This window comes from Sphingobacterium sp. ML3W (genome assembly GCF_029542085.1).
Lineage (GTDB): Bacteria > Bacteroidota > Bacteroidia > Sphingobacteriales > Sphingobacteriaceae > Sphingobacterium.
The window spans coordinates 2684615-2705150 of record NZ_CP107036.1; the positions used below are offsets into that span (position 1 = coordinate 2684615).

The 20536-nt window shown below is 38.9% G+C and carries 14 protein-coding genes; 1 reads left to right on the forward strand and 13 read right to left on the reverse strand.

The features are described 5' to 3' along the window. Nucleotides 1-16: 16 nt before the first annotated feature. From OGI71_RS11615 to OGI71_RS11625, 3 genes are all read right to left on the reverse strand, one after another. Nucleotides 17-733 (reverse strand): response regulator transcription factor, encoded by a 717-nt coding sequence (locus OGI71_RS11615; RefSeq protein WP_282255615.1) that lies wholly within the window; start codon nucleotides 731-733, stop codon nucleotides 17-19. A gap of 228 nt (nucleotides 734-961) precedes the next feature. Then, nucleotides 962-1786 (reverse strand): siderophore-interacting protein, encoded by an 825-nt coding sequence (locus OGI71_RS11620; protein ID WP_282255616.1) that lies wholly within the window; start codon nucleotides 1784-1786, stop codon nucleotides 962-964. A 78-nt stretch (nucleotides 1787-1864) separates the two neighbouring features. After that, the gene (locus tag OGI71_RS11625) at nucleotides 1865-2854 is read right to left on the reverse strand and encodes an AraC family transcriptional regulator (protein ID WP_282255617.1); all 990 of its coding nucleotides are present in this window, start codon (nucleotides 2852-2854) and stop codon (nucleotides 1865-1867) included. Between the two features lie 145 nt (nucleotides 2855-2999). On the opposite strand from OGI71_RS11625, the gene OGI71_RS11630 reads away from it, so the two are divergent. Next, complete coding sequence (locus OGI71_RS11630) at nucleotides 3000-3317, forward strand: hypothetical protein (protein WP_282255618.1); 318 nt, start codon at nucleotides 3000-3002, stop codon at nucleotides 3315-3317. A gap of 96 nt (nucleotides 3318-3413) precedes the next feature. Here OGI71_RS11630 and OGI71_RS11635 read toward each other — a convergent pair whose 3' ends face one another. The 10 genes from OGI71_RS11635 to OGI71_RS11680 all read right to left on the reverse strand — a co-directional run bounded on the left by OGI71_RS11635 (nucleotide 3414) and on the right by OGI71_RS11680 (nucleotide 20216). Next, the gene (locus OGI71_RS11635; protein WP_282255619.1) at nucleotides 3414-4250 is read right to left on the reverse strand and encodes a glycine betaine ABC transporter substrate-binding protein; all 837 of its coding nucleotides are present in this window, start codon (nucleotides 4248-4250) and stop codon (nucleotides 3414-3416) included. Nucleotides 4251-4253: 3 nt separating this feature from the next. Continuing rightward, a complete protein-coding gene (locus OGI71_RS11640; RefSeq protein WP_282255620.1) occupies nucleotides 4254-5078 on the reverse strand; it encodes a proline/glycine betaine ABC transporter permease in 825 nt (274 codons plus the stop codon). A 2-nt stretch (nucleotides 5079-5080) separates the two neighbouring features. After that, nucleotides 5081-6322: a glycine betaine/L-proline ABC transporter ATP-binding protein gene (locus tag OGI71_RS11645; RefSeq protein ID WP_282255621.1), complete on the reverse strand. Its 1242-nt coding sequence runs from the start codon at nucleotides 6320-6322 to the stop codon at nucleotides 5081-5083. Between the two features lie 441 nt (nucleotides 6323-6763). Then, complete coding sequence (locus tag OGI71_RS11650; protein ID WP_282255622.1) at nucleotides 6764-7894, reverse strand: cytochrome c peroxidase; 1131 nt, start codon at nucleotides 7892-7894, stop codon at nucleotides 6764-6766. Between the two features lie 35 nt (nucleotides 7895-7929). Beyond that, entirely contained in the window at nucleotides 7930-9480 is a 1551-nt protein-coding gene (locus tag OGI71_RS11655; RefSeq protein WP_282255623.1) for a DUF6850 family outer membrane beta-barrel protein, read from the reverse strand. 7 nt (nucleotides 9481-9487) lie between these two features. Beyond that, the gene (locus tag OGI71_RS11660) at nucleotides 9488-10852 is read right to left on the reverse strand and encodes a DUF4876 domain-containing protein (protein WP_282255625.1); all 1365 of its coding nucleotides are present in this window, start codon (nucleotides 10850-10852) and stop codon (nucleotides 9488-9490) included. A 15-nt stretch (nucleotides 10853-10867) separates the two neighbouring features. After that, nucleotides 10868-13579 (reverse strand): carboxypeptidase-like regulatory domain-containing protein, encoded by a 2712-nt coding sequence (locus tag OGI71_RS11665; protein WP_282255626.1) that lies wholly within the window; start codon nucleotides 13577-13579, stop codon nucleotides 10868-10870. Nucleotides 13580-13955: 376 nt separating this feature from the next. Beyond that, nucleotides 13956-15134 (reverse strand): FN3 domain-containing metallophosphoesterase family protein, encoded by a 1179-nt coding sequence (locus tag OGI71_RS11670; protein ID WP_282255627.1) that lies wholly within the window; start codon nucleotides 15132-15134, stop codon nucleotides 13956-13958. 68 nt (nucleotides 15135-15202) lie between these two features. After that, nucleotides 15203-16945, reverse strand: coding sequence for a RagB/SusD family nutrient uptake outer membrane protein (locus OGI71_RS11675; RefSeq protein WP_282255628.1), 1743 nt, complete (start codon nucleotides 16943-16945; stop codon nucleotides 15203-15205). Between the two features lie 4 nt (nucleotides 16946-16949). Then, nucleotides 16950-20216, reverse strand: a complete 3267-nt coding sequence (locus OGI71_RS11680) for a TonB-dependent receptor (RefSeq protein ID WP_282255629.1) — start codon at nucleotides 20214-20216, stop codon at nucleotides 16950-16952. Nucleotides 20217-20536 lie beyond the last annotated feature (320 nt).

Consider the following 20536-nt stretch of genomic DNA (forward strand, 5'->3'; position numbering starts at 1 on the left):
AGTCTTCTTAATCTATTCAGTCTTCGATTTTTAACACATAGCCCATTCCGATAACGGTATGAATGGCCTTTTTGCTCGTTACCTTCTCGATCTTCTTCCGCAGGTAATTAACATATACATCAACGACATTTGATCCGATGTCAAAATTAATTCCCCATATTTTATCCAATAACTCACTGCGCTCAAATACTTTCTTTGGGCTTTGGATAAATAATAAAAGTAAACGATACTCTGTACTGGTCAGGTTAAGTTCTTGACCTTCACAATAGGCAACTTTCTTATAATCATCAATCGTTAGAAATCCATAACTGAATGTATCTTTTGGAGGCTGTGCTTCGCGTTGGGTCGCCTGAACAATGGATTGCTGTCTACGGATCAATGAACGTATTCTGGCTTTAAGTTCGATTAACTTAAATGGTTTAGAAAGATAATCATCAGCGCCATTATCAAGACCAAGCACAACGTTTTCAGGGGTTCCTAGTGCCGTAAGCATCATAACAGGCAAATCGGTATAGCCCCAATGTCTGATCTGTTTGCAAATATCAAGTCCGTTGGTGCCAGGCAAAAGAATGTCCAAAAGAACAAGGGCTACATCTTGTTTGGCCAATAGTTGCTCAAGCCCTTCGGCACGCCCCAAATGAATGACCTTATAACCTTCTTCGCCCAATCCCTGTACGATCAAATCCGCAACGTCTTGCTCATCTTCAACCAGAATAATTTTTTGCTCCTCCATATGCATCATAATGTGTCTTTCCCGTTATCGCTCATCGCCAAACCATAAAAATACTGTTTTGATCCTACAGACACAAATCTCTTGCCCAAGATAAACTCGGAGGTCACAATAGATACATCAAAAAAATGATGCTTTTACCATTATCTCATAATAAACAGAAGTAAAAAACTGAAAAACTAGATTAGCTCAAGCAATGAAGCGATAGCAGTGGTCTTGTGGTTGTCTTATTTATGAATTGACCTCCTCGTTCTCTTTGTGTCGTTCACTGGCAGATTTATCTTCTGAAACACCGCTTTTCCAATAAGAATAGGCATAAAGTTCCTCCCTTTTCCATGCAAGATCCTTACGCAGGTAATTGCGTATCTCCCGAACGGTAGAATACTCGGCAGCAATGTAAGCAAAGCGATCTGTCTGAGGAAGAGATTTTATCTTCACCAGATCCGCCAACAGACTACCTTCTTGTGGAGCATCATTATGCAACCAGATAAATTCTATATTCGCTTTCGTATATAATTTTTGTACGTCCTCCCGACCATGCACCTCAATGATGCAGGTTCCTTTTGCTGATGCTGGTAAATTTTCCAATATTGCACCTAATACCGGAAGTGCCGTTGCATCCCCCGCTAATAGATAGTTTTCTGTCAGTGGAAATAATTCGGTCTTACCAGCTCTCATAAGGACACCCAATACATCCCCTGGCTTAGATCCTATTGCCCAGGCAGATGCTGGTCCTTCATCCCCATGTGCAACGAAATCTATCCAAATTTCATTACGTCGAAGATCTATCCCCCGATGCGTATATGTACGTACTGTTGGCCGAATACTGTCGTCCATTGGTTTCCATTGTCCCTTTTCAAAATCAAATTCCGGAAAATAGACTTTATTCAATCCCAAAGGGGGAATCAGAATCTTATTGTTAACACCGATAGTTGTGTCCGCGATTTCTGGGACAGCTTCTCCTGTCAGATAAATCCGGATATAATGTGGGGTCACATATTCTTTTCGACTAACAGTCAATTCAGCTTGTATAATTTTCGCTTCAGCTCTACCCATGGTTTTATAAAATTTAAGGATAAATGATCTATCAATTTTTTAATAGCTATTCTTAGCCCGCATTGTAGGTCGGGTAAACTATCTGTATGTCTTTTTTAATTTACTTGGTGGAAATCCAAATTTCCGTCTAAAAGCATCTGAAAAATGACGCTGATTTTTATACCCAATGGCATCAGATACTTCACCTATGGTCATGTTTTTGTCTAAAATGAGCTTTTTGGCATGTTCCATTTTTGCATCATTCCAAAAACCGAAAACTGTCGTACCAAACAACTCCTTAAACCCCTTCTTTAATGTAAACTCATTTGTCCCGACCAGATGGGCCAGGTTGACAAGTGTATTGTTTGAATCCATATTATCCAGTAAAAATTCACGGACCGCATAGATTTTATCAACATCAGGCTTTCTGAGGGTCGTGTTCGAAACGTTGTTGTCGGCTAACTGCTCCAACTGAAGCAGCAATAACTCCATGATCTTGGCTTCGAGAAATATTTTTTTAAACACCCCCTTACGTTCACAATTTATGATACTATCAATAAGAGTATGCATTTCATGGGTAATTCTTCTATTAATATCTGTCAATAAGCCAGATTTTCCCTTTTCAATAATATTTCTGAAGTCATTAAATAAGATGGAATTATCGGGTAGGAATTTCTTAAAAAAATCTGGAGACAAATTTATCTCACATAACTGGAATTCTTCACATTCCCATTGCATCTGACCACAGATCGAATTGCCGTAAAGGATATTGTGCTGGCAAGTTTCAAAATCTATGGTAGCGGCTAATGTCTCCCCAGCTGCCCGACTTCTACCCTTCAATGCAAAATGCATTTCGACCGTCTCAAAGTCACTTTCAAAACGAAATAGTATCCGTTCATACAGATTTGCATGACCAAAGCCAATATGAATTCCATCAAAAAAGATCTCTTTGTAATAGCCATCACCAAATGGAGCGCCCAGCTGTGTGACGCATTCCTGGATACCGGCATCCATTGAAAAGAAAGTCTGTGGATAGTTTTTTTCCAATAATAAACTAGCCGAATCAATATCATAAAGTCTTAATCCCATTCCATATTTCATTAAGGTTCAACTATTCCTTTTCACGGACTTTTTACTCCTCATTACATACCCAACAATGGCACTATACCTAGTATCTTTGGCTAAATTACAATTTATTTAGAATGATTCTTAATTATTTAATACAAATAAGTACATGCAAAAGAAAAAAATTGAAACTAAGCTGTCATTAATTCAGGATATAGACAGCCTGCTACGCCCAGATAGCATTTATAATAATATCAAAATGGGCAATCCGCTAGCTAGTAAGTTGGACGTTATTCTTGCAGCGGAGAAAGCCATGGTACTGGACTTCGCCTGGGAGTTTCCGAATGGTCTGGACACCTTTGTTGATGATGAACGCTATCCACTTTCGGCCGATCAAAAGCAACGTATCAATTTGGCCCGTATATTTTTAAAAAATGTGCGAAATACGACATCTGAGGCTAATATTTCGAGTTCTGATGTATTTTAGTGATTTATCTGCTGGGAGTAGAAAAAGGATGATAAGCAAAATTTAACCCCATTTGAAGAGTCAAATGGGGTTAAGCAAAGCATGTAAACTTAGGGTCTATTCGGTGATTTTTAGCTGGCCACGGTGCTCTGTCAACCAATTTTTGGCAGTAGCTGCTTTATCTCGCGTTCCCTCCATTTGTGCCAAGAGATCTGCCATTGTTGCATCATCAAAATGGATCTGTGAAAAGAGGCTTGCCAATTCTGGTTGATCTTTGCGGAAGTCTCTGCGTGCAAAGATTTTAATCTCTTCAGTGCTACCCAATGTTTTTTTTGGATCATTTAAAAACTTCAATTTCATCTTAGCAAACATCCAATGGGGCTGCCAACCCGCCACAACAATCCATCTATGGGCTTTAATTGCATTCTGTAGCTCAGTAATCATCGCTACCGTGGATGAATTTACGTGTTTATAGTTCAGGTTATAGTCTTTGATAACCTGATCCACAGCCCTTGTGATCCCCGCACCTTTTTCGATCCCAATAATTCTATTATCGAACTGCGCTTCGTGTGCTTTCAATTGCTCGATATCATCAATGGATACATAATCGGGCACAACAAGACCATTGCGGGCGGAAGCATAACTCGTACCGATTTCCTGTAGCTTTGGGAACTTCGCTACCTTAGCGCCATGTGTTAATGGCAGCCAAACATCCATATACAGATCTGTATCGCCATTATTCATCGAAGCCAAGATCATATCTGGGGTAGCACGCTGTATCACAACATGGTAACCTTTCTCCTCCATGATCACTTTGGCAATATAGGTCATTGCGACACCCTCTGCCCAACCGTCAACCATACCGATATGAATGATATTCTTATTCCTGCTACTGTTACAACCTGAAAACAAAAATACCAGTATCCAGATTCCTATTAACTTAATTTTCACCATTATTTATTTCTTATTTACAAAACCTTGTGTTATTCGGTCGAGTATAATTGCCAAAATCACGACAGACAGACCGCTTTCAAATCCAAGGCCAATATCCAGGTTGTTTATTCCTTCGAGAACCCTTTCACCCAAGCCTCCTGCAGCAATCATCCCAGCGATAACAACCATTGACAACGATAACAATATCGTTTGATTGATCCCCGCAAGAATTGTTTTGGTCGCCAAAGGCAACTCCACCTTAAATAAAATCTGCCGATTGGTTGCTCCAAATGAACGGGCAGCCTCAACAATATCCTTCGGTACCCCATCAATACCCAGCGTGGTCAGGCGAACCGCCGGGGGCATTGCAAAAATGATCGTAGCAAAGGCACCGGGTACTTTTCCGATACTAAAAAACAGTACTGCTGGTATCAGATAGACAAAAGCAGGCATCGTCTGCATTAAATCCAATAAAGGCCGAATGATCTTTGCTGCAAATTTATTTTTGGCCGCCCATATCCCTAGCGGTACAGAAATAAGTAATGCTGTCACCGTCGCGACCAGCACCAAAGCCAATGTCTCCATTGTTTCCGTCCAAAATCCCATCAGATAGATCAATGTCAATCCCAGGAATGTGGTCAGCGCAACGCCTTTACCGGATTTCCACCAGGCCAATGCTGTAAAAAGTGCGATCATCACGAAAAACGGAGTCGCGATCAATAACCATTCAAGACCAAGAATAGACGTATTTCCGGTATTTTTGATCAGGTCAAAAAATGGTTTCAGATTGTCTGTCAACCAATTGACAGCGATGGTTATATATTGTCCTATGTCGATTACTTTATTCATACCTATTGATTATTTGCTTGCTCTTTTAATTCTATGATTTCCTCTTCGTTGTATTTGGTCGCCTCAATAATTAATGAAGTCTGGGTTACGATTCCCAGTAAACGGTTGTGTTCATTGACCACAGCAATGGGCGATCGTACTTCTGATATCAGAGGTAACATTTCTTCCACAGTCACTTCTTTTGATACGGTAGGAACATTTGCGTGAATGATGGCCTCAACGGTCGGTTCTTTGCGTTTGGCCGACTGGATCACTTCATTAATATGGACAAAACCAAAAAAATGATCATGCACATCCACGACAGGTAATATATCTATACCTGAAGCACGCATTTTGCGCAGAGCACCCTCGGGACCATCTTTTTTGAATCGTACAACAGTCGGTTTTTCAAACATCAGGGAGCCTGCGGTAATAATTGCTTTCCGATCCACTTTTTCGACAAAAGCTTTTACATAATCACTTGCTGGGTTCGTCAGAATATCCTCTGCAGTACCAATCTGTTCAATTACTCCGTCTTTCATAATGACGATACGATCACCCAATTTGATGGCTTCATCAAGGTCATGTGTAATAAAGACAATAGTTTTCTGTAGCGTGTCCTGCAGTTCAAGCAGCTGATCCTGCATTTCAGCTTTGATTAGCGGGTCCAGTGCCGAAAACGCTTCATCCATCAGTAACACTTCAGGATCATTGGCCAAAGCCCGAGCCAATCCTACGCGTTGCTGCATCCCGCCGGAAAGTTGAGCTGGCAGCTGCTGTTCAAAGCCGTTCAATCCAACAATATCAAGAGCCTTTTGTGCTTTTGCCTCACGTGATTCTTTGTCCTCACCTCTTATTTCCAATCCAAATGCAGCATTACTCAGTACAGTGTGGTGTGGCAGCAAGCCGAATTTTTGAAAGACCATACTCATTTCTGTCCTGCGCACTTCCAAAAGCTCTTTATTATTTTTCCCGGTAATATCTTCGTCATTGACAAATACCTTTCCTGAGGTAGGCTCATTCAATCGGTTTAAACAACGAAGTAAGGTCGATTTGCCGCTTCCCGAAAGCCCCATAATCACAAAAAACTCACCCTCATAGATTTCGAAATTTGCTTTGTTAATTCCTATTGTACAAGCCGTCTTTTCCAATATTTCTTTCTTCGAAAACCCCTCGTCCAATAATTTCAAAGCTTGTTTTTTTTGTTTACCAAAAACAATGGTTAAATCTTCAACTTTTACCTTTACCTTTCTAGTTTTATCCATTCTTTAATTTTTTTAAACATAAATAAAACAAAAGAGCATGAGTAAACCACTAAGGCTGCACACCTACGTAGTTTTCATTCACATAAAATATCCCTACAGTTGAATTCGTTTGATCGAAATTTTAAACTTCAGTTCAATCCACTTATTAACTAACACGCTTTACTCTCGGTTCGATAAGAGCAACGATGAAAAAGAAACTAATCTTTTAAAGATGAGATGTGCTAAACACAGCTCCAAAATATACTTCAACAAGTACAACGAACAACTTCGACTGTGCCTCAAAAAGGTTCCAGTCCTAGCGGAATAAACTCACGCCATTCTGTCTTTTGACAGCACAAAGGTACGAAAAATAAATTAAATGCCTTTTTAACCACATAGACAACTCACTGTAAGCATGTTACAAAAAACACCAAACAAAGTAAAAATAGGTGCTTGTAGACACTACCGCGGCAAACTTTCAGGACGTCGCATCCGATAGGAAGTTGCTGTGATGGCATGTAAAAATGCCTCGATATCTTTTATTTCCTCTTTACTAAGATTCAAAGGTTGCATTAAAGGGTCTGTAACCGGATAAAATGCATCTTTGGCCTTCTGTTCTGGCTTCGCGGAGTTCATCTGCATCCCACTGTTATACATGTTCAGCAATCCTGTCATATTCCAGAATAATCCATTGTGCATCCACGGATCGGTATTCATCACGTCCCGCAGCGAAGGTGTCCTAAAACGACCTACATCCGCAGGATCTTTGGTAATCTCATACCTACCCAGGTCTTGATATTTACGCTTGTAATAAGTCAGTCCGATGTTATGATAAGCGTCATCCGTAAAAAACTGACCATTGTGACAATTCATACATCTCGCTTTTGTACGGAAGAGATGTAATCCACGTACCTCTTGCTCGGACAACACCTTATAATTACCATCCAAAAACTCGTCAAAGCGACTACGTCTACTTGTTAAAGTCCGTTGAAAAGCACCTAAGGCCTTTAAAACCTCTGGCATGGAATAATCGTCCTCTCCAAATGCTGCTAGAAACAGCTTGTTATAGGCCGGGATAGCTTTCAATTTTGGAATCAATTTGGTTAGATCCATGTCCATTTCATGATGTGCTTCAATAGGCCCCAAAGCCTGTTCTTCCAGCGACTTGGATCTTCCATCCCAGAACAATTCTTTCCGCGCGTACACATTCAGTAGTGATGGTGTGTTACGTGTCCCCTCCAGATGATCATTGCCAACCGGGACCGTCAATTTATCAGCCCATGATGTCTGGGGATTGTGACAGCTGCTACAGGAGATCTGATTGCTACCAGACAGAATCGGATCAAAGAAAAGATATTTTCCCAGCTTGACATCCGGCTTTTCCATCAAAGAAAAATAACTTGTATCAACCTTAGGCAATGATGAAAATTCCTTCCAGCTGACACCAGTATCAATCGTCGGCTTAGGCCACTCGCTTATTGGTCTTCGATAAAGCAACTGCAGTTCTTCAAACAATGCTTTTTGTTGATCTTTCATGGAAAGTAAACCAACAAGTCCAATGATACTGACAAATACTGCAAAATGTTTTTTCATTACCAGTTTTTTATTACGATTATTATCAAAAAAATTTATAAAGAAAGCCGAATTCCAATTTCCATATTTATCCTATTTCCAGTCGAAAGAAATTTAGGTTTTATATCATCTTTTAATTCAACAGTACCTGAAGATTTTCGGAGGTCTAACTTTGCATAAAAGGCAAGGTTGTTTCCCCAAAAGCGGTCCTTATATTCTACACCAAATTTTGTACCTAAGTATTGGGTCCTATAATAGTAATAATCTCCAAAAACAACGTTTTGAATAAAGGTGTTTATAGATAAGGGACTATATTCAAATGCGGTTTCTGTCGGAATGGTCGCATAAGCCGCAAATGCAAACTGTATAAGTTTCGTGCTGCTTTTTTGCAAATATAATCTTAGAGAGGGCTCAACACGCATTTGTCCTACTTCAAAGTCGATCGCCTGCAAGAGATCTTTTCTATTTTCTGTATAGTAGGTAACAAGAAAACCTAATTCCTTGGCTAACTGATGATGTCGATCCCAAAGCTTAACATATTGTCCTGTAAGGAAAAGAGTGCTAACTTTATAATTGACTTTATTTAGGCTACCCGTAGTCAATTTGTTTCCATCAACACCTTTATTATATTCGCCATCGAAAATCAATAATTGCTGCCCCTGATCACCATTATATTTGATTGCATCTACAAAAAATTTAATAGTATTTTGATCATAAATAGCCAAAGGGCTGCTATAAAGAACAGACTTCTTAGAATAATTTTGGTTTGTATTGTGATATTGTTGATATTCTATTTCTGTTCTGGTATGCCAGCCATAAAGCTTTTTAAGGTACTGAATCCCTACCCCTTTATAGTTATCGTATTTAAAATTAATTCTTGTCGTATCTTTTTGACGTGCCGTCCCGTATCCATAATTCATATAATACATTCGATCTGGATACAGATTTGAAGATTGAAAATCCATGTTTTTGTATAATAAGGAAACATTTTCATCTGCACGCCCAATTATTCCATATACCCCAAATGTGCTTTTCGAAAAATTTAAGGTAACACCAGGTTTGACTTTCAAGGTAAATCTATTAGATTTTAAGCGCGGATCCACTGTACCTGCACTCCAATGCCGATGGTAATCCACTTGGAGAAATGGCTGTACTGAATGAGCTAATTCATATCCGAGTGAAGCGTTTAGCTGATAATTTTGACGCTGATAGTCTCCACTTTTATTCGCGTAAGGATAATAGGGGCTTAAATCTTCTAATCCGGAACGAAGGCTATTTGCCAAACTATCTTCGCGTATGGAGTTGAACGTAAATTTTGCTCCCAATAAGAACTTTCCCAAACGATTGAATCCGTTGGCTTGAAAACTTGTTGTCCCACCGTTGTAGGCTTGTTGGGCCTTTCGAAATCCTCCCTTATTCATTTGATAAGCAACTCGAACATCACCATAAGACTTCAATGAATCTCTTTGAAGAAAAGCGGGTCTCAAAAGACTACGTTCAACTAAATGATGATCAATGGTATAACTATAAACAGAATCCTTTTTACTTTGAGCTCTGCTCAATGTAAAAAGGGAAACCAAAAATATCACAGAAAAAATGTTCCGCATATGGATTCTAATCTATAAATGATGCGTCTGTTTTGGTTGGATTGGCACGTTGTAGCACACCAAAATCATTTGACGAATTGTTTGTATCTTTAAGAATACGTCTATTCCCAATTTTCCTTTCGGTCTTACGGACGACGGACTGACTAGAGTAAGCTCCTCCAGGTACAGATATTGCTCCTGCATCAAACTTTTGTGGTAAACGACGTGGAATTTGATCGGCTACAACGGGATCCTGAATTTCAACAGCATCCAAGATAAACCTTGTCGGCATTTGAGCATAACGCACAGTACTCGTTGTAACAGTTCTTACAGTTGGAATCGCAAATGACGGAATATTATTTAAATCAAAGGTTCCATCGACTTTCATCAATACAAAAGACTCTCTAGCCTGCGGTGGAAAATACATATCACGCATACTTAGGGCGAGAAAAACCTCTAAGTTTGTAACGGATGGATTATCTACGTCATTCGAAAATATCGTTCGCCCTGGCTGAATTTTCTGTTCATAAGGATACAACCAGACTTCAAAATCAGCTTTACTCAAATCCACTGTAAGTTCAGGTCGCTGAGCACCAATTATTTTCCCGTTGTTGTCGGTATACGAACCAGCGTGATTTAAGGCCGAACCAGCGATAATTATACTTTTTCCCGATTCGACAGGATATTTTTTACCCGTCCCATCACTTGGAATCATAAATATTCCTTTGGCATAGACATAATCTTCATTGGCATTATTAGACACTGTCATATTGATAGACTTGCTCCAATCATACTGATTGTTGCTTAGTGAATATTCATCTGTTTTATTATTCGGTTTTCCATATGCTAATACCACAAGTAAGCTATCCGCATACAACATTTCATCCGAGTTATTATAAATTTCAATAAAATTATCCCGGTTAAGAGCTGCATCCTTAGTATCTGATCCTGCATAATAGATCTGTTTAATAACAAAACCACCCACAGGTTCACTGGTCACTAAGCTAATATTAAAGTCCTCATTAGCAAACAATGCCTTATCAGCCAAAGCATAGTTTAGATAAAAAATAGATGTGCGATTTACCCCCGTCAATTTGGTATATTCTTCTGCTGAGATTGCCAGAGAGACATTGATACTATAATTACCTGGAGCAATATTATTCAATGCAATTTTACCTTTTGCATCTGCTTGAATTTTGTAGGAACTGCTATTACCTTTATTTATCAACGTAATTTCGGCCTTGTCGTAAGGTACCTCAAACCAAACCTCCTCAGGGTTTACCGTTAGCTGTACGTTCACGTTTATGGGTTGTACTTCGTCAATATCTTTTTTACAGCCTCCAAAGAGGGCTAGTATTAAGTAGAAAAATAGTAGAATATAATTCTGTTTCATAGTATATAGTATTTGTTAAAGTTTAATTGATATTCCGCCTGTAATACTTAAAGGACTATTGTAAGTGACAATTACGTCCTGGTTTGTATAGGAATCCCGATACGAACTAGTGGGTTGCACATTAAAGGTATTGTAGGCTGTCACAGCAATGCGGATCCTTTTACTGATTTCCTTGGCGACTGACATTGAGAAATTCATATAAATAATACGTTGCTGGCCATCGAACAAATCTAGCCCCCGAATGGGAAGAGATGACGCCAAATCGTTGTTTATTAACACTTGTTTCATGTTAGCATCCAAATAACCTACCGGTTTTTGAAAATTGTCATTATAGTTTCGTTTATAGCGATTCTTCCAAAAAATATCTGTATTCGTCATGATGACAAATCCAATGGTGGGAATGTGCGTGGTAGTGTTTAACTTACTTGTCAGTACATAACGTTTCCCTTGGTTGCTGGGTTGATACAGCAGATAAGAAATTGGTTGTCCATTGATTTGAACTGGGGAGGATAAATCTATTGCCTCCAGGATCTTATCATTTTGTTCAGATAAAATATACGAAGTGCTGGTGGAAAAGCTCGTACGGATAGGTTTGATTTCCCTAAAGGCTAGGGACCAATCAAAACCGTAGGTATAAGAGTTTTTAAAATTTTCAATCCTATTGTACGACTTGTCATAATAATCAATGTATCTCCCCGTCTCCTGATATACAATTTGATTTAGGCTCTCGTCATAATGGTAATCAAATACGGGCAAATGAAATGGTTTATAGACCTTGACAGAATTGAAACCATTGCTGTTTTTTTTATAATAAGAATTGATACGGGATGTAATCCCGTGATTTTTAAATTCTATATTAAATTCAGCACTTTCAGATTTACTAGACTTTAAGTTTTCATTCTTAGTAATAAATTTCTCGGTATACACTAAATATAAGGAACTTTGGGAGTTCTGCGCTATAATCAGTGGAACATCTATCCAAGAGGGAGATGGATAGCGGTGCGCTAAAGTTGGAGATTTGGTTGCAACTCCAAAGGCAGTACTTAAAGCCCACCTCTTATCTAAAACAATCCTTGTATTTAATCGTGGCTGAAAGCTGGTGCTTCCATTTTGATTATCAAAACGAACACCAAAATTGCTATTAACTTTTTTACCAAACAGCTTATAATGAAAGTTATCTGTAATGTATAAGCCCGTATTGATTAAAGCAGGATTAAGCTCAAAAGAATAAGGTCTAATATTTTGGTTGTTAAAATTGATAAAACGGGGTCTATCTGGGTCAGAAATAATCCCTCGCCCGCCATTGTTCGCATAACTCCCATTAAACCCATACAATAGACTGTGAAAAGTCTTACCTATTTGAAATCTTTTTGTAAATTTTAAACTTGTGCTTGCTGTTATAGGTTTTCCGATAATCTCTTCCTCAGCAAGATATTGCGAATTAAGTAATATTCCCTCATATATGCCTGTGGTATCTTTTGCTGTATAAGGTTTGTTGCCCTGATTTAATAGCCATTGCGCAAAGCTCTCTTGCTTGCGGATAGAATAGGAAAGCATGAAGTTGATTTCGTCAAAAAATCGTGTACTATAGTTCAGTTGAGTTGTGTTTGAAAAGCGGAAACCGATTTCTTTCGAATAATATTTTCTTCTTGAGTTATCATCCGGATCCTGTCTTGCGTCATCAATTCTCATGTTAAAATCTAAGCTTAACTTATTGCGAAGCTTACGTGACGCCACCGTGTTCCAACGCAATGAACCACCATAGCGTTTATATTCCTGCACCTTATCTTGAGGGTTAGAATTCGAAATAGCGTAGTTTAGATCCGTAGTTATCCCCCCAAAATTTTTAGGAAGACTAAACCCTTTATTGAGTGAATAATTGCGAGAGCCATCATTTATATTTGTTGAAAAGTGTAGTGGTGAATTTCCTGCTTTTCTTTCGATTAAAATTGCACCATCAGTCAATTCGCCGTATTCTGCAGAAGCTACACCTTGAATTACCTCAATTTTTTCAATAGATTCTACAGGTATTTCTCTTAAATCCACTCCTCTAAATGGTACATCTGCAGCGTTTCCGCTGGTTACGGCAGGAAGCACAGACCCTGCCATTCCCCGTTGTCCTACGGGCCGCGATTGCATATTAGCATCATTTGAAATCCGCACCCCGTCTATTATTATAGGTATTCCTAGTGAATTATTAAGACTATTGCTCTCATCAAGGGTATTTCTCAGATTCAAAGTCTGCGGTGCATTGATATTGGGCGCTGCCATTTGCTTGCCTGGTAAAGTGTTCAACACATCCATCAGACTAAATGCCTGAACCCTTTCTATGGCCTCTTCATCAAACACAATGGAAGAAATGGAATTTTTATTTTGCTTAAATATCTGGTTTACATTAATCTCATCTAAGGTTAAACTATTGTCCCGAAGTATAAAATCTAAATTCTCTTTTCTTTTTCTTACATCAACCCACAGCTCAATCGTTTTTTTCCCTACATAGCTTACGGATAATAAAACACTGTCACTATAATTTTTGACTGGAATAACCAAATTAAAATCACCATTTACATTCGTCTCACTAGTGAGATCAAATGAATTAATGGAGACGGTTGCGCCGCTTAGAGGTCTTCTCTTTTCATCTAACACTTTTCCCCCAATAGCTATATGCTGAGCATGAACTATAATGCTACAGAAAACAAGAATTAATACAAAGAAAGTCTTTTTCATAAGTACGGACAAAAACGCACCCAGAAGTGCGCTTGTTTAAAATCGTTCTAAACAATTGCAAATATAGACTATTCGAAGGTATTTATTCAAATTATTTTTAATAAATCTAAATTAGATAGCGCAATATAACTCAACAAATAAATAAAAAACGCACAAAAACGAACACAAATATTACCTAAACAACCTAATAGTAGGTTATAAATGGGGAATCTAAGGACAGGTAAAAAACGGAAAAACCGCTGTTTCGATGACGGACGCTTCGTCGACGAAAACAATCCGAGAGCAGTTAATTAAGAAAAATTACTATTAAAACTAGGGGTCCATTAGTAAAAAAGGTCTGCCTTAGGAGTAAGAACAGACCTGGAATGCACAGCAATTAGCGTAGGGGCGTTATAGTTACTTCATCAATAAGTTTCCCCTGTTGGTCAATAATTTTAAAAGACCCTTTAGCAGCTAAATCTACTTTAAGCAAATTATTATTGGAGTTCACGATAACAGGAAACTTGACCTTATCAGACACCTGTTTAATGATATGTCTATGCAAATGTCCACACAACATAATTTGTGCCCCCGATCTATTTAGAATAGGAACAAATTTATCCAGGATCTCCTGTTCGCCATGCCAACCGCCAAATGGTGGCATATGACATATGATTATCTTATATTTCGCATCTTTATAATCCGGTTTTTCCACGGCTTCCTCTAACCATTTAGCTTGTTCTGTACGGTAATTATCCATCTCTACAATGCCACTGTATTCCATATCAGAATCTGGCTTATCCTCCCCACAATCCAACACGATAAAAGCAGTTTCACCGTGTTTAAATTGATAATAGAGTTTTCCTGTCGGTGTCGGGAAGTATTGTGGATAATCGGTAGCGAAAGGTCCTCGAGTTTCATGGTTTCCTCTTGCATAGAACATAGGTTTCTCACTTGCAAATCGTTTGATTGCTGTATCCATAAAACCGTCAAATAGCTGTTGTTCACTCAATAAATTATCGACCATATCACCGTTAAAAACAATAAAGTCCTGCTTAGGAAGATCAGAGAGATCAAGTAATTTATTCAACACCTCGTTACGGCCATGAATATCATTAACCACGGCAAAGCGGGTTACTTTAGCCGGTCCGAGCGTCCTGAATATCAGCGGTTCCTGTCGATATACATTGGTTGCTACAATTTTGCCGTATTCCACGTTGACCCCGACATGTTTAGTTACCTCTTGGCTGTATACTCGGTAACGGTATTTTGTCCCTGGTTTTAACCCGTGTAAATTCACTTGGTGAACAGTCCCGACTTTTTTAAAACCATAGGCTGCAGCATAATGTCTGGGCCGTTCAATATGATAAAAATGGCTCGAATCATCTGGCGCCAATTCTACCCAACCCGTTGCTGGACGATCAGTCGTCCATATAATGGATACCGAATGATCGGTCAATCCTTGTATATAAGGCAAATGTGTCAAGTTAATTTTTTCATCCTGCTGTGCATTACAGTGCAAGGTTACAAACTGTAGTGAGAAGATCACTGCAATACATTGGAGGTACTTATACATAAGATTTAAATTAGGTTTAAAAACTAAGGTCACTCATCGGTGATGAGCGACCTAAAATACGAAAATTCTTAATTTCCCCAACCGGGGTTTTGCTTTAAGTTTCTATTTAACTGCAGTTCTTGCACTGGTATCGGATACAAATAGTCTTTATTTTCATCGAATGCTTTTTTAATATGCGAATTGATGATCACATTTCCTTTATTTCCATTTTCCAACAAAATTTCTGACCCAAGTTTCAGCAACTGTATTCCTGAAGCAGTAGGCTTGTCCCCTTCATAGATCCAGATATCATCTTTACCATCATTATCCAAATCAAATTTTCCTGTACCTGGAAAATACATCCCTTTAAACTGCCTTGTCACTAACTTTCCACTTTTCCATCGTAGAATATCATCCCAACGAAAAGATTCCATCACTAGTTCAATACGGCGTTCTCTTCGTATTTCAAGTATCCCCCCTTTCATATCACCATTGACATTTGTATAATCTTTTGTAAGAAATGCATCTGGACTGGCTTTAACCTGTTCCAAATTTAAATTAGGCATCCCCACGCGATCGCGAAGTAATTTGATCGATTTATCTATATCAGCTTGACTTAATATTCCCAATTCCGCTTTGGCTTCAGCATAGTTTAGCAGCACTTCTGCATATCTAAATATTGGCATATCGTTTTCAGACCGGTTGAAATTATCATATTTTACATCGCCTACAAATTTAATTAATTGATAGCCGGTTACTGAATTTCCAAAATTGGGCGGAATAGTTGCAGCGCCACCGATACGTTTATATCCCGGTGTCCGTATAGTCTGACTCAAACGAGGATCACGATTTAGTATTTCTTCCTTAAACGTCATTGTTTGATAGTTTGCTTTATCCGTAAATCTGGTTCCATCTTTCATCAAATAAGAATCCACCAAATTTTTATCCAGCCCCGGCTTACCATAGGAAGCTGTAATCGTATAATAATTAACATTATGCCAGATCTGCAGTGCATCCGAGAATTTTCGAGCTAATATAACCTCTTGAGGTAGACTATTGACACTATAGAACAATGCAGCATATGAATTTACACCTGCGGCATTATATATGCTATACTGCCCTCCTTCAATAACCTTATTGGCAGCATCCGCAGCTTTCTCCAGTAACTCATTCGCCCCTGAAAAATTAAATTCAGTATGATATTTTCTAAAGGTTCCCTCAAAAAGAGCCACTCGGGATTTTAATGCCAAGGCAGTCCATTTAGTCACCTTTTCATCACTTTTTACTGAAGAGAGATGTTCAATTGCATAATCCAAATCAGCCAGGATGTTCGTTACAACAAGCGTCCGAGGGTCACGGGCCTTTGTTAATTGCTCCTCATTATTTTGGTCTATTACTTTATCATACCAAGGCACATCACCAAAACGCTTTAATTTATCGAAATAGAAATAGGCGCGGAAGAATCTAGCCTCCGCTGCATAGGGTGCTGCAGCCGCCTCGGGAACTGTATTAAAACAGTTTTCCAAAAAATAATTAATGTTCCGTAGATTAGCCCAGCTCCATCCGCCCCCGCTGATAGGCACCTGTCTTTTCCCAGTCAGTTCATCATCTAATGTTGTTTTAACAATATTATCAACCGACTCATTATAGACACCTTCGGCCGAAGGCAGGGCCGCATCGTAAAATGATTTTGTAAATAATCCAAGATCTTTTTCTGTTTTAAACGAATCTTCAGGTCTAACGGCAGACTCAGGGAAACGTTCCAGGTAATCTTTCTTACAGGCTGTCAAACCTGTACTCAACAAGATGTATATAAAAAATATTTTTTTCATGATATTAAAAAGTTAAATCTAGACCAAAAGAAAATGTTTTAGAGACAGGATAGGATCTTCCATTTGCTTCCTGTGCAGATTGTTCAGGATCTATATATTTGGAACGGAGCTTCGTTGCAGTCCAGATATTTTCCCCTGAGACATAGATTCGTGCATTGGCCAATTTCACACGCTTCAACCAAGCCTGAGGCATCGTATACCCTACCGTTAAATTCTTTAGGCGTATATAAGCTAAATCCTGCAAATAACGATCTGATTTTACATTTAGAGACCCGCGATCATTCAAAGCGATATAGCCTCTCAACAATGGGAAGTAAGCATCCGTGTTCTCAGGCGTCCATACATCATTTTCAAAGTCTTTAGGTACAAAAGAGTAATATGGTCTGGAATAAGGGCCCCAGAATTTGTCCGCATTCGCGCCAGGCCACCAATGTTGTCTGCCAATCCCCTGAAAGAATGCCGACACATCAAAACCTTGCCAATTTGCACCGAGGTTAAAACCAAAATTATAGCGCGCTCTACTATTCCCTATAACCACCTGATCTCCAGGATTCATCAGGGTATTATCGCCCGCATCAACTTTTCCATCCGGAACACCGTCTTTACCTCCAATATCAACGAACCTTAGATCTCCAGGACGTAATTTTGACCAGTCTCCAGGAGCTGCTAGCCGTTGTTTATCAACATAATCCTGATTAACCTTCCAATTATCAATTTCTGATTGGGACTGGAAGAGGCCATCTGTTTGATACCCCCAAATTTCACCCAATGTCTGACCTACATAATAATTACTCAACAGCATTTCCTTGTTATCAAAACGCGTGATCTTTGCTTTGGAATCCGACAGACCAATCCCAATATTATATCCAAAAGGTTTTCCATTCAATTCAAGTTGATCTCGCCAGGCCACAGCAAGTTCCCAGCCTTTATTCCTTAAGTCTCCCGCATTGGTCTTTGGTGAAGCTGAACCATATACAGCTGGCAATGTTTTGCCAGGAATTAACATGTCCAACGTATTTCGGATAAAATAGTCTGCGGAGACCGTTAATTTACTTTTAAAAAACTCCAGATCCGTACCGAAATTCAATGTATTTGTTCGCTCCCATGTCAAATCTGACGAAATCGGAGTAGGTGCACTTAAATACTGGGTCTTTGCACCATTGGTTATATAGTTGGACAATCCTGCATTTAGCAATTGGATATAACCATATTCCGTTGCTTCCTGCGCATTTCCAAGCGCGCCATAAGACCCCCTAAATTTTGCTTCGTTTAAAACCGGTTTCAGACGCTCCATAAACGCCTCTTCCGATAAACGCCAGCCACCGGAAAAAGATGGAAAGAATCCGTAACGCTGATTCGAGGGAAACTTAGAGGTTCCATCGTAACGACCATTAACTTCCAGTAGATACTTCCCTTTATAATTATAATTCAACCTTCCGAAAAAACCGCGCAATGCCCAAGTATTTGCATTTCCAAGCAATTGCATTTGCCCTGTTCCTAAAGCAAAATCATTCAGATCTTCTGACAACAAGTTGTTGTGTGTCCCGCCAATACGTTTATAACCGGTAGTTTCCTGGTTAAAGCCTACTGTAGCACCAATCTGATGATCCCCCAATTGCTTATTGTAATTTGCAAAAAGATTCAGTGAATGCTTAGGCTTGTTGATAACGGTTTCGGTATAGGTATCGTTGCCTAGATAATTGATTACACCAGGAAAAACCGACCAGGGAGCCGTAGTTCTTCTATTCCAATTATGAATCGGATTATAAGTGAAGGTATAGTTCCCCGTAACTGTTAAATCCCTTGTCAACTGAAATATAGCTTCAAACATATTGATAAATTCATATTTATCCTCCCCTCCTTTTGATTTCCCATGTAATAAGTCTGCGTATATTCCATCGCCAATGTTGTAATTATTAAGTTCCGTTCTATACGTTGCAGTACCATCTGGGTTCATTGGCACATAAGACGGTAATGCATGTACGGTAGTCGAAATAAAGTTGTTATTGTTGTCCGGATTGGTAGCCCAACCTGGATAGGTATAGTTTTGATAATTAAGCTGTGTATTAGCTCCAACTTTTAACCAGGGCGTAACCTGCGCATTTATCCGTGATCTTACGTTGTAGCCATCAAATTTATCCTGATTGATTTTCATCAATCCACCTTTCTCGTAAAGACGCCCCGAGATATAGTAATCAATTTTTTCGGTCCCTCCAGAAAAGTTTAAAGAATGTTCCATCGACGCCTGCGTCTTACGGTACATTTCGTTCCACCAGTCTGTATTTCCATAGTACACATATTGATCCTTTCCATTTCTATTTTGGATCACGACTGAAGGTAAGGAAGGGTCTGTTTTTCTTTTCAATAATTCCGCATAATCCTCTTCAGTATAGCCGGTATAGCTATTACCGGTAGCCCGGATGAAAGCCTCATCATTCAATCTAGCGGCATCGTATCCACTTGTCATAAAATCGGTTCTGACCGTGAGTCCAGACCAACCGAAATTATTACTATAATTGATATTCATTTTACCGGCCTTTCCTCTTTTGGTTGTCACCAACATTACGCCGAAAGCCCCTCTTGCACCATAAATAGCTGCAGCGGACGCATCTTTTAGGACAGAAATTGATTCGATGTCTCTGGGATTGATGGTATTAATACTACCTGGCACCCCATCAATAAGAATAAGTGGCTGTGCATTAGCAGAATTGATCGAAGCGAAACCACGGATATTTACATTTCCTTCACCACCGGGTCTTCCATTTGTAAACGTAATGTTTAAATTGGGGATTGCTCCCTGCAAGGCTTGCGTAGCATTGGCAACAGGTCGATTTTCAAGTACCTTTGAGTCAATTTGTGTTACCGCTCCGGTCAGATTAACTTTCTTTTGTTTACCATAGCCCACAACAATAACTTCATCGAGTGATTGATCCGTAGATACCATTTTAATCGTCAATGCTGTTGATTCGATTTTTAATTGCTGCGTTTCAAATCCAACTATTGATATTTTCAACAGTTGTCCAATTTTCCCTTGAATAATAAAAGCACCACTGGCGTCTGTTTGGGTAGATTTCCCGGTGGATGTGTTTAATATTGAAGCTCCAGCAATCGGCTCACCAGCAACATTCTTCACAAGCCCCTGGATAGATTCTTGTAATTTAGAGGGAATTTCAACGTCAGGTGTTGCTGTCAGAAAGACGGGATATCCCTTCGCCCAGCCGCTCAGGGACATCCCGAGCATTACCGGAAGTAATACGTGTTTCGTTTTCATGGTTTTGGTTTTGTTTTTCTTCGGTTACAAAGAAAGGTTATTTAATATTTGTAAATTATTAATAAAGTATTACTAAACAATTAAACTATAACTGGTTAAGTCAATGTTAAGATAATGCATTTTTAACACAAATAAACTCCACTGTTTTTATTTTCTTGTATAAAATTTACCTAATAATGCTCGTTAAAAATCATAACAAACTGAAAAACAACACTATAAACTATATCAACAAAAACAATAGATCAACTCATGATACCCAAAACAAAATGTAACATATTTAACACAAAAAGAAGCAAATACAAATGAAAAACAAATAAAGA

Coding starts and splice junctions, on each gene's coding strand:
- OGI71_RS11645 (WP_282255621.1), bottom strand. CDS start 6,322: ATGGATAAAACTAGAAAGGTAAAGGTAAAAGTTGAAGATTTAACCATT.
- OGI71_RS11680 (WP_282255629.1), bottom strand. CDS start 20,216: ATGAAAACGAAACACGTATTACTTCCGGTAATGCTCGGGATGTCCCTG.
- OGI71_RS11660 (WP_282255625.1), bottom strand. CDS start 10,852: ATGAAACAGAATTATATTCTACTATTTTTCTACTTAATACTAGCCCTC.
- OGI71_RS11670 (WP_282255627.1), bottom strand. CDS start 15,134: ATGTATAAGTACCTCCAATGTATTGCAGTGATCTTCTCACTACAGTTT.
- OGI71_RS11630 (WP_282255618.1), top strand. CDS start 3,000: ATGCAAAAGAAAAAAATTGAAACTAAGCTGTCATTAATTCAGGATATA.
- OGI71_RS11635 (WP_282255619.1), bottom strand. CDS start 4,250: ATGGTGAAAATTAAGTTAATAGGAATCTGGATACTGGTATTTTTGTTT.
- OGI71_RS11665 (WP_282255626.1), bottom strand. CDS start 13,579: ATGAAAAAGACTTTCTTTGTATTAATTCTTGTTTTCTGTAGCATTATA.
- OGI71_RS11675 (WP_282255628.1), bottom strand. CDS start 16,945: ATGAAAAAAATATTTTTTATATACATCTTGTTGAGTACAGGTTTGACA.
- OGI71_RS11640 (WP_282255620.1), bottom strand. CDS start 5,078: ATGAATAAAGTAATCGACATAGGACAATATATAACCATCGCTGTCAAT.
- OGI71_RS11620 (WP_282255616.1), bottom strand. CDS start 1,786: ATGGGTAGAGCTGAAGCGAAAATTATACAAGCTGAATTGACTGTTAGT.
- OGI71_RS11650 (WP_282255622.1), bottom strand. CDS start 7,894: ATGAAAAAACATTTTGCAGTATTTGTCAGTATCATTGGACTTGTTGGT.
- OGI71_RS11625 (WP_282255617.1), bottom strand. CDS start 2,854: ATGGGATTAAGACTTTATGATATTGATTCGGCTAGTTTATTATTGGAA.
- OGI71_RS11655 (WP_282255623.1), bottom strand. CDS start 9,480: ATGCGGAACATTTTTTCTGTGATATTTTTGGTTTCCCTTTTTACATTG.
- OGI71_RS11615 (WP_282255615.1), bottom strand. CDS start 733: ATGGAGGAGCAAAAAATTATTCTGGTTGAAGATGAGCAAGACGTTGCG.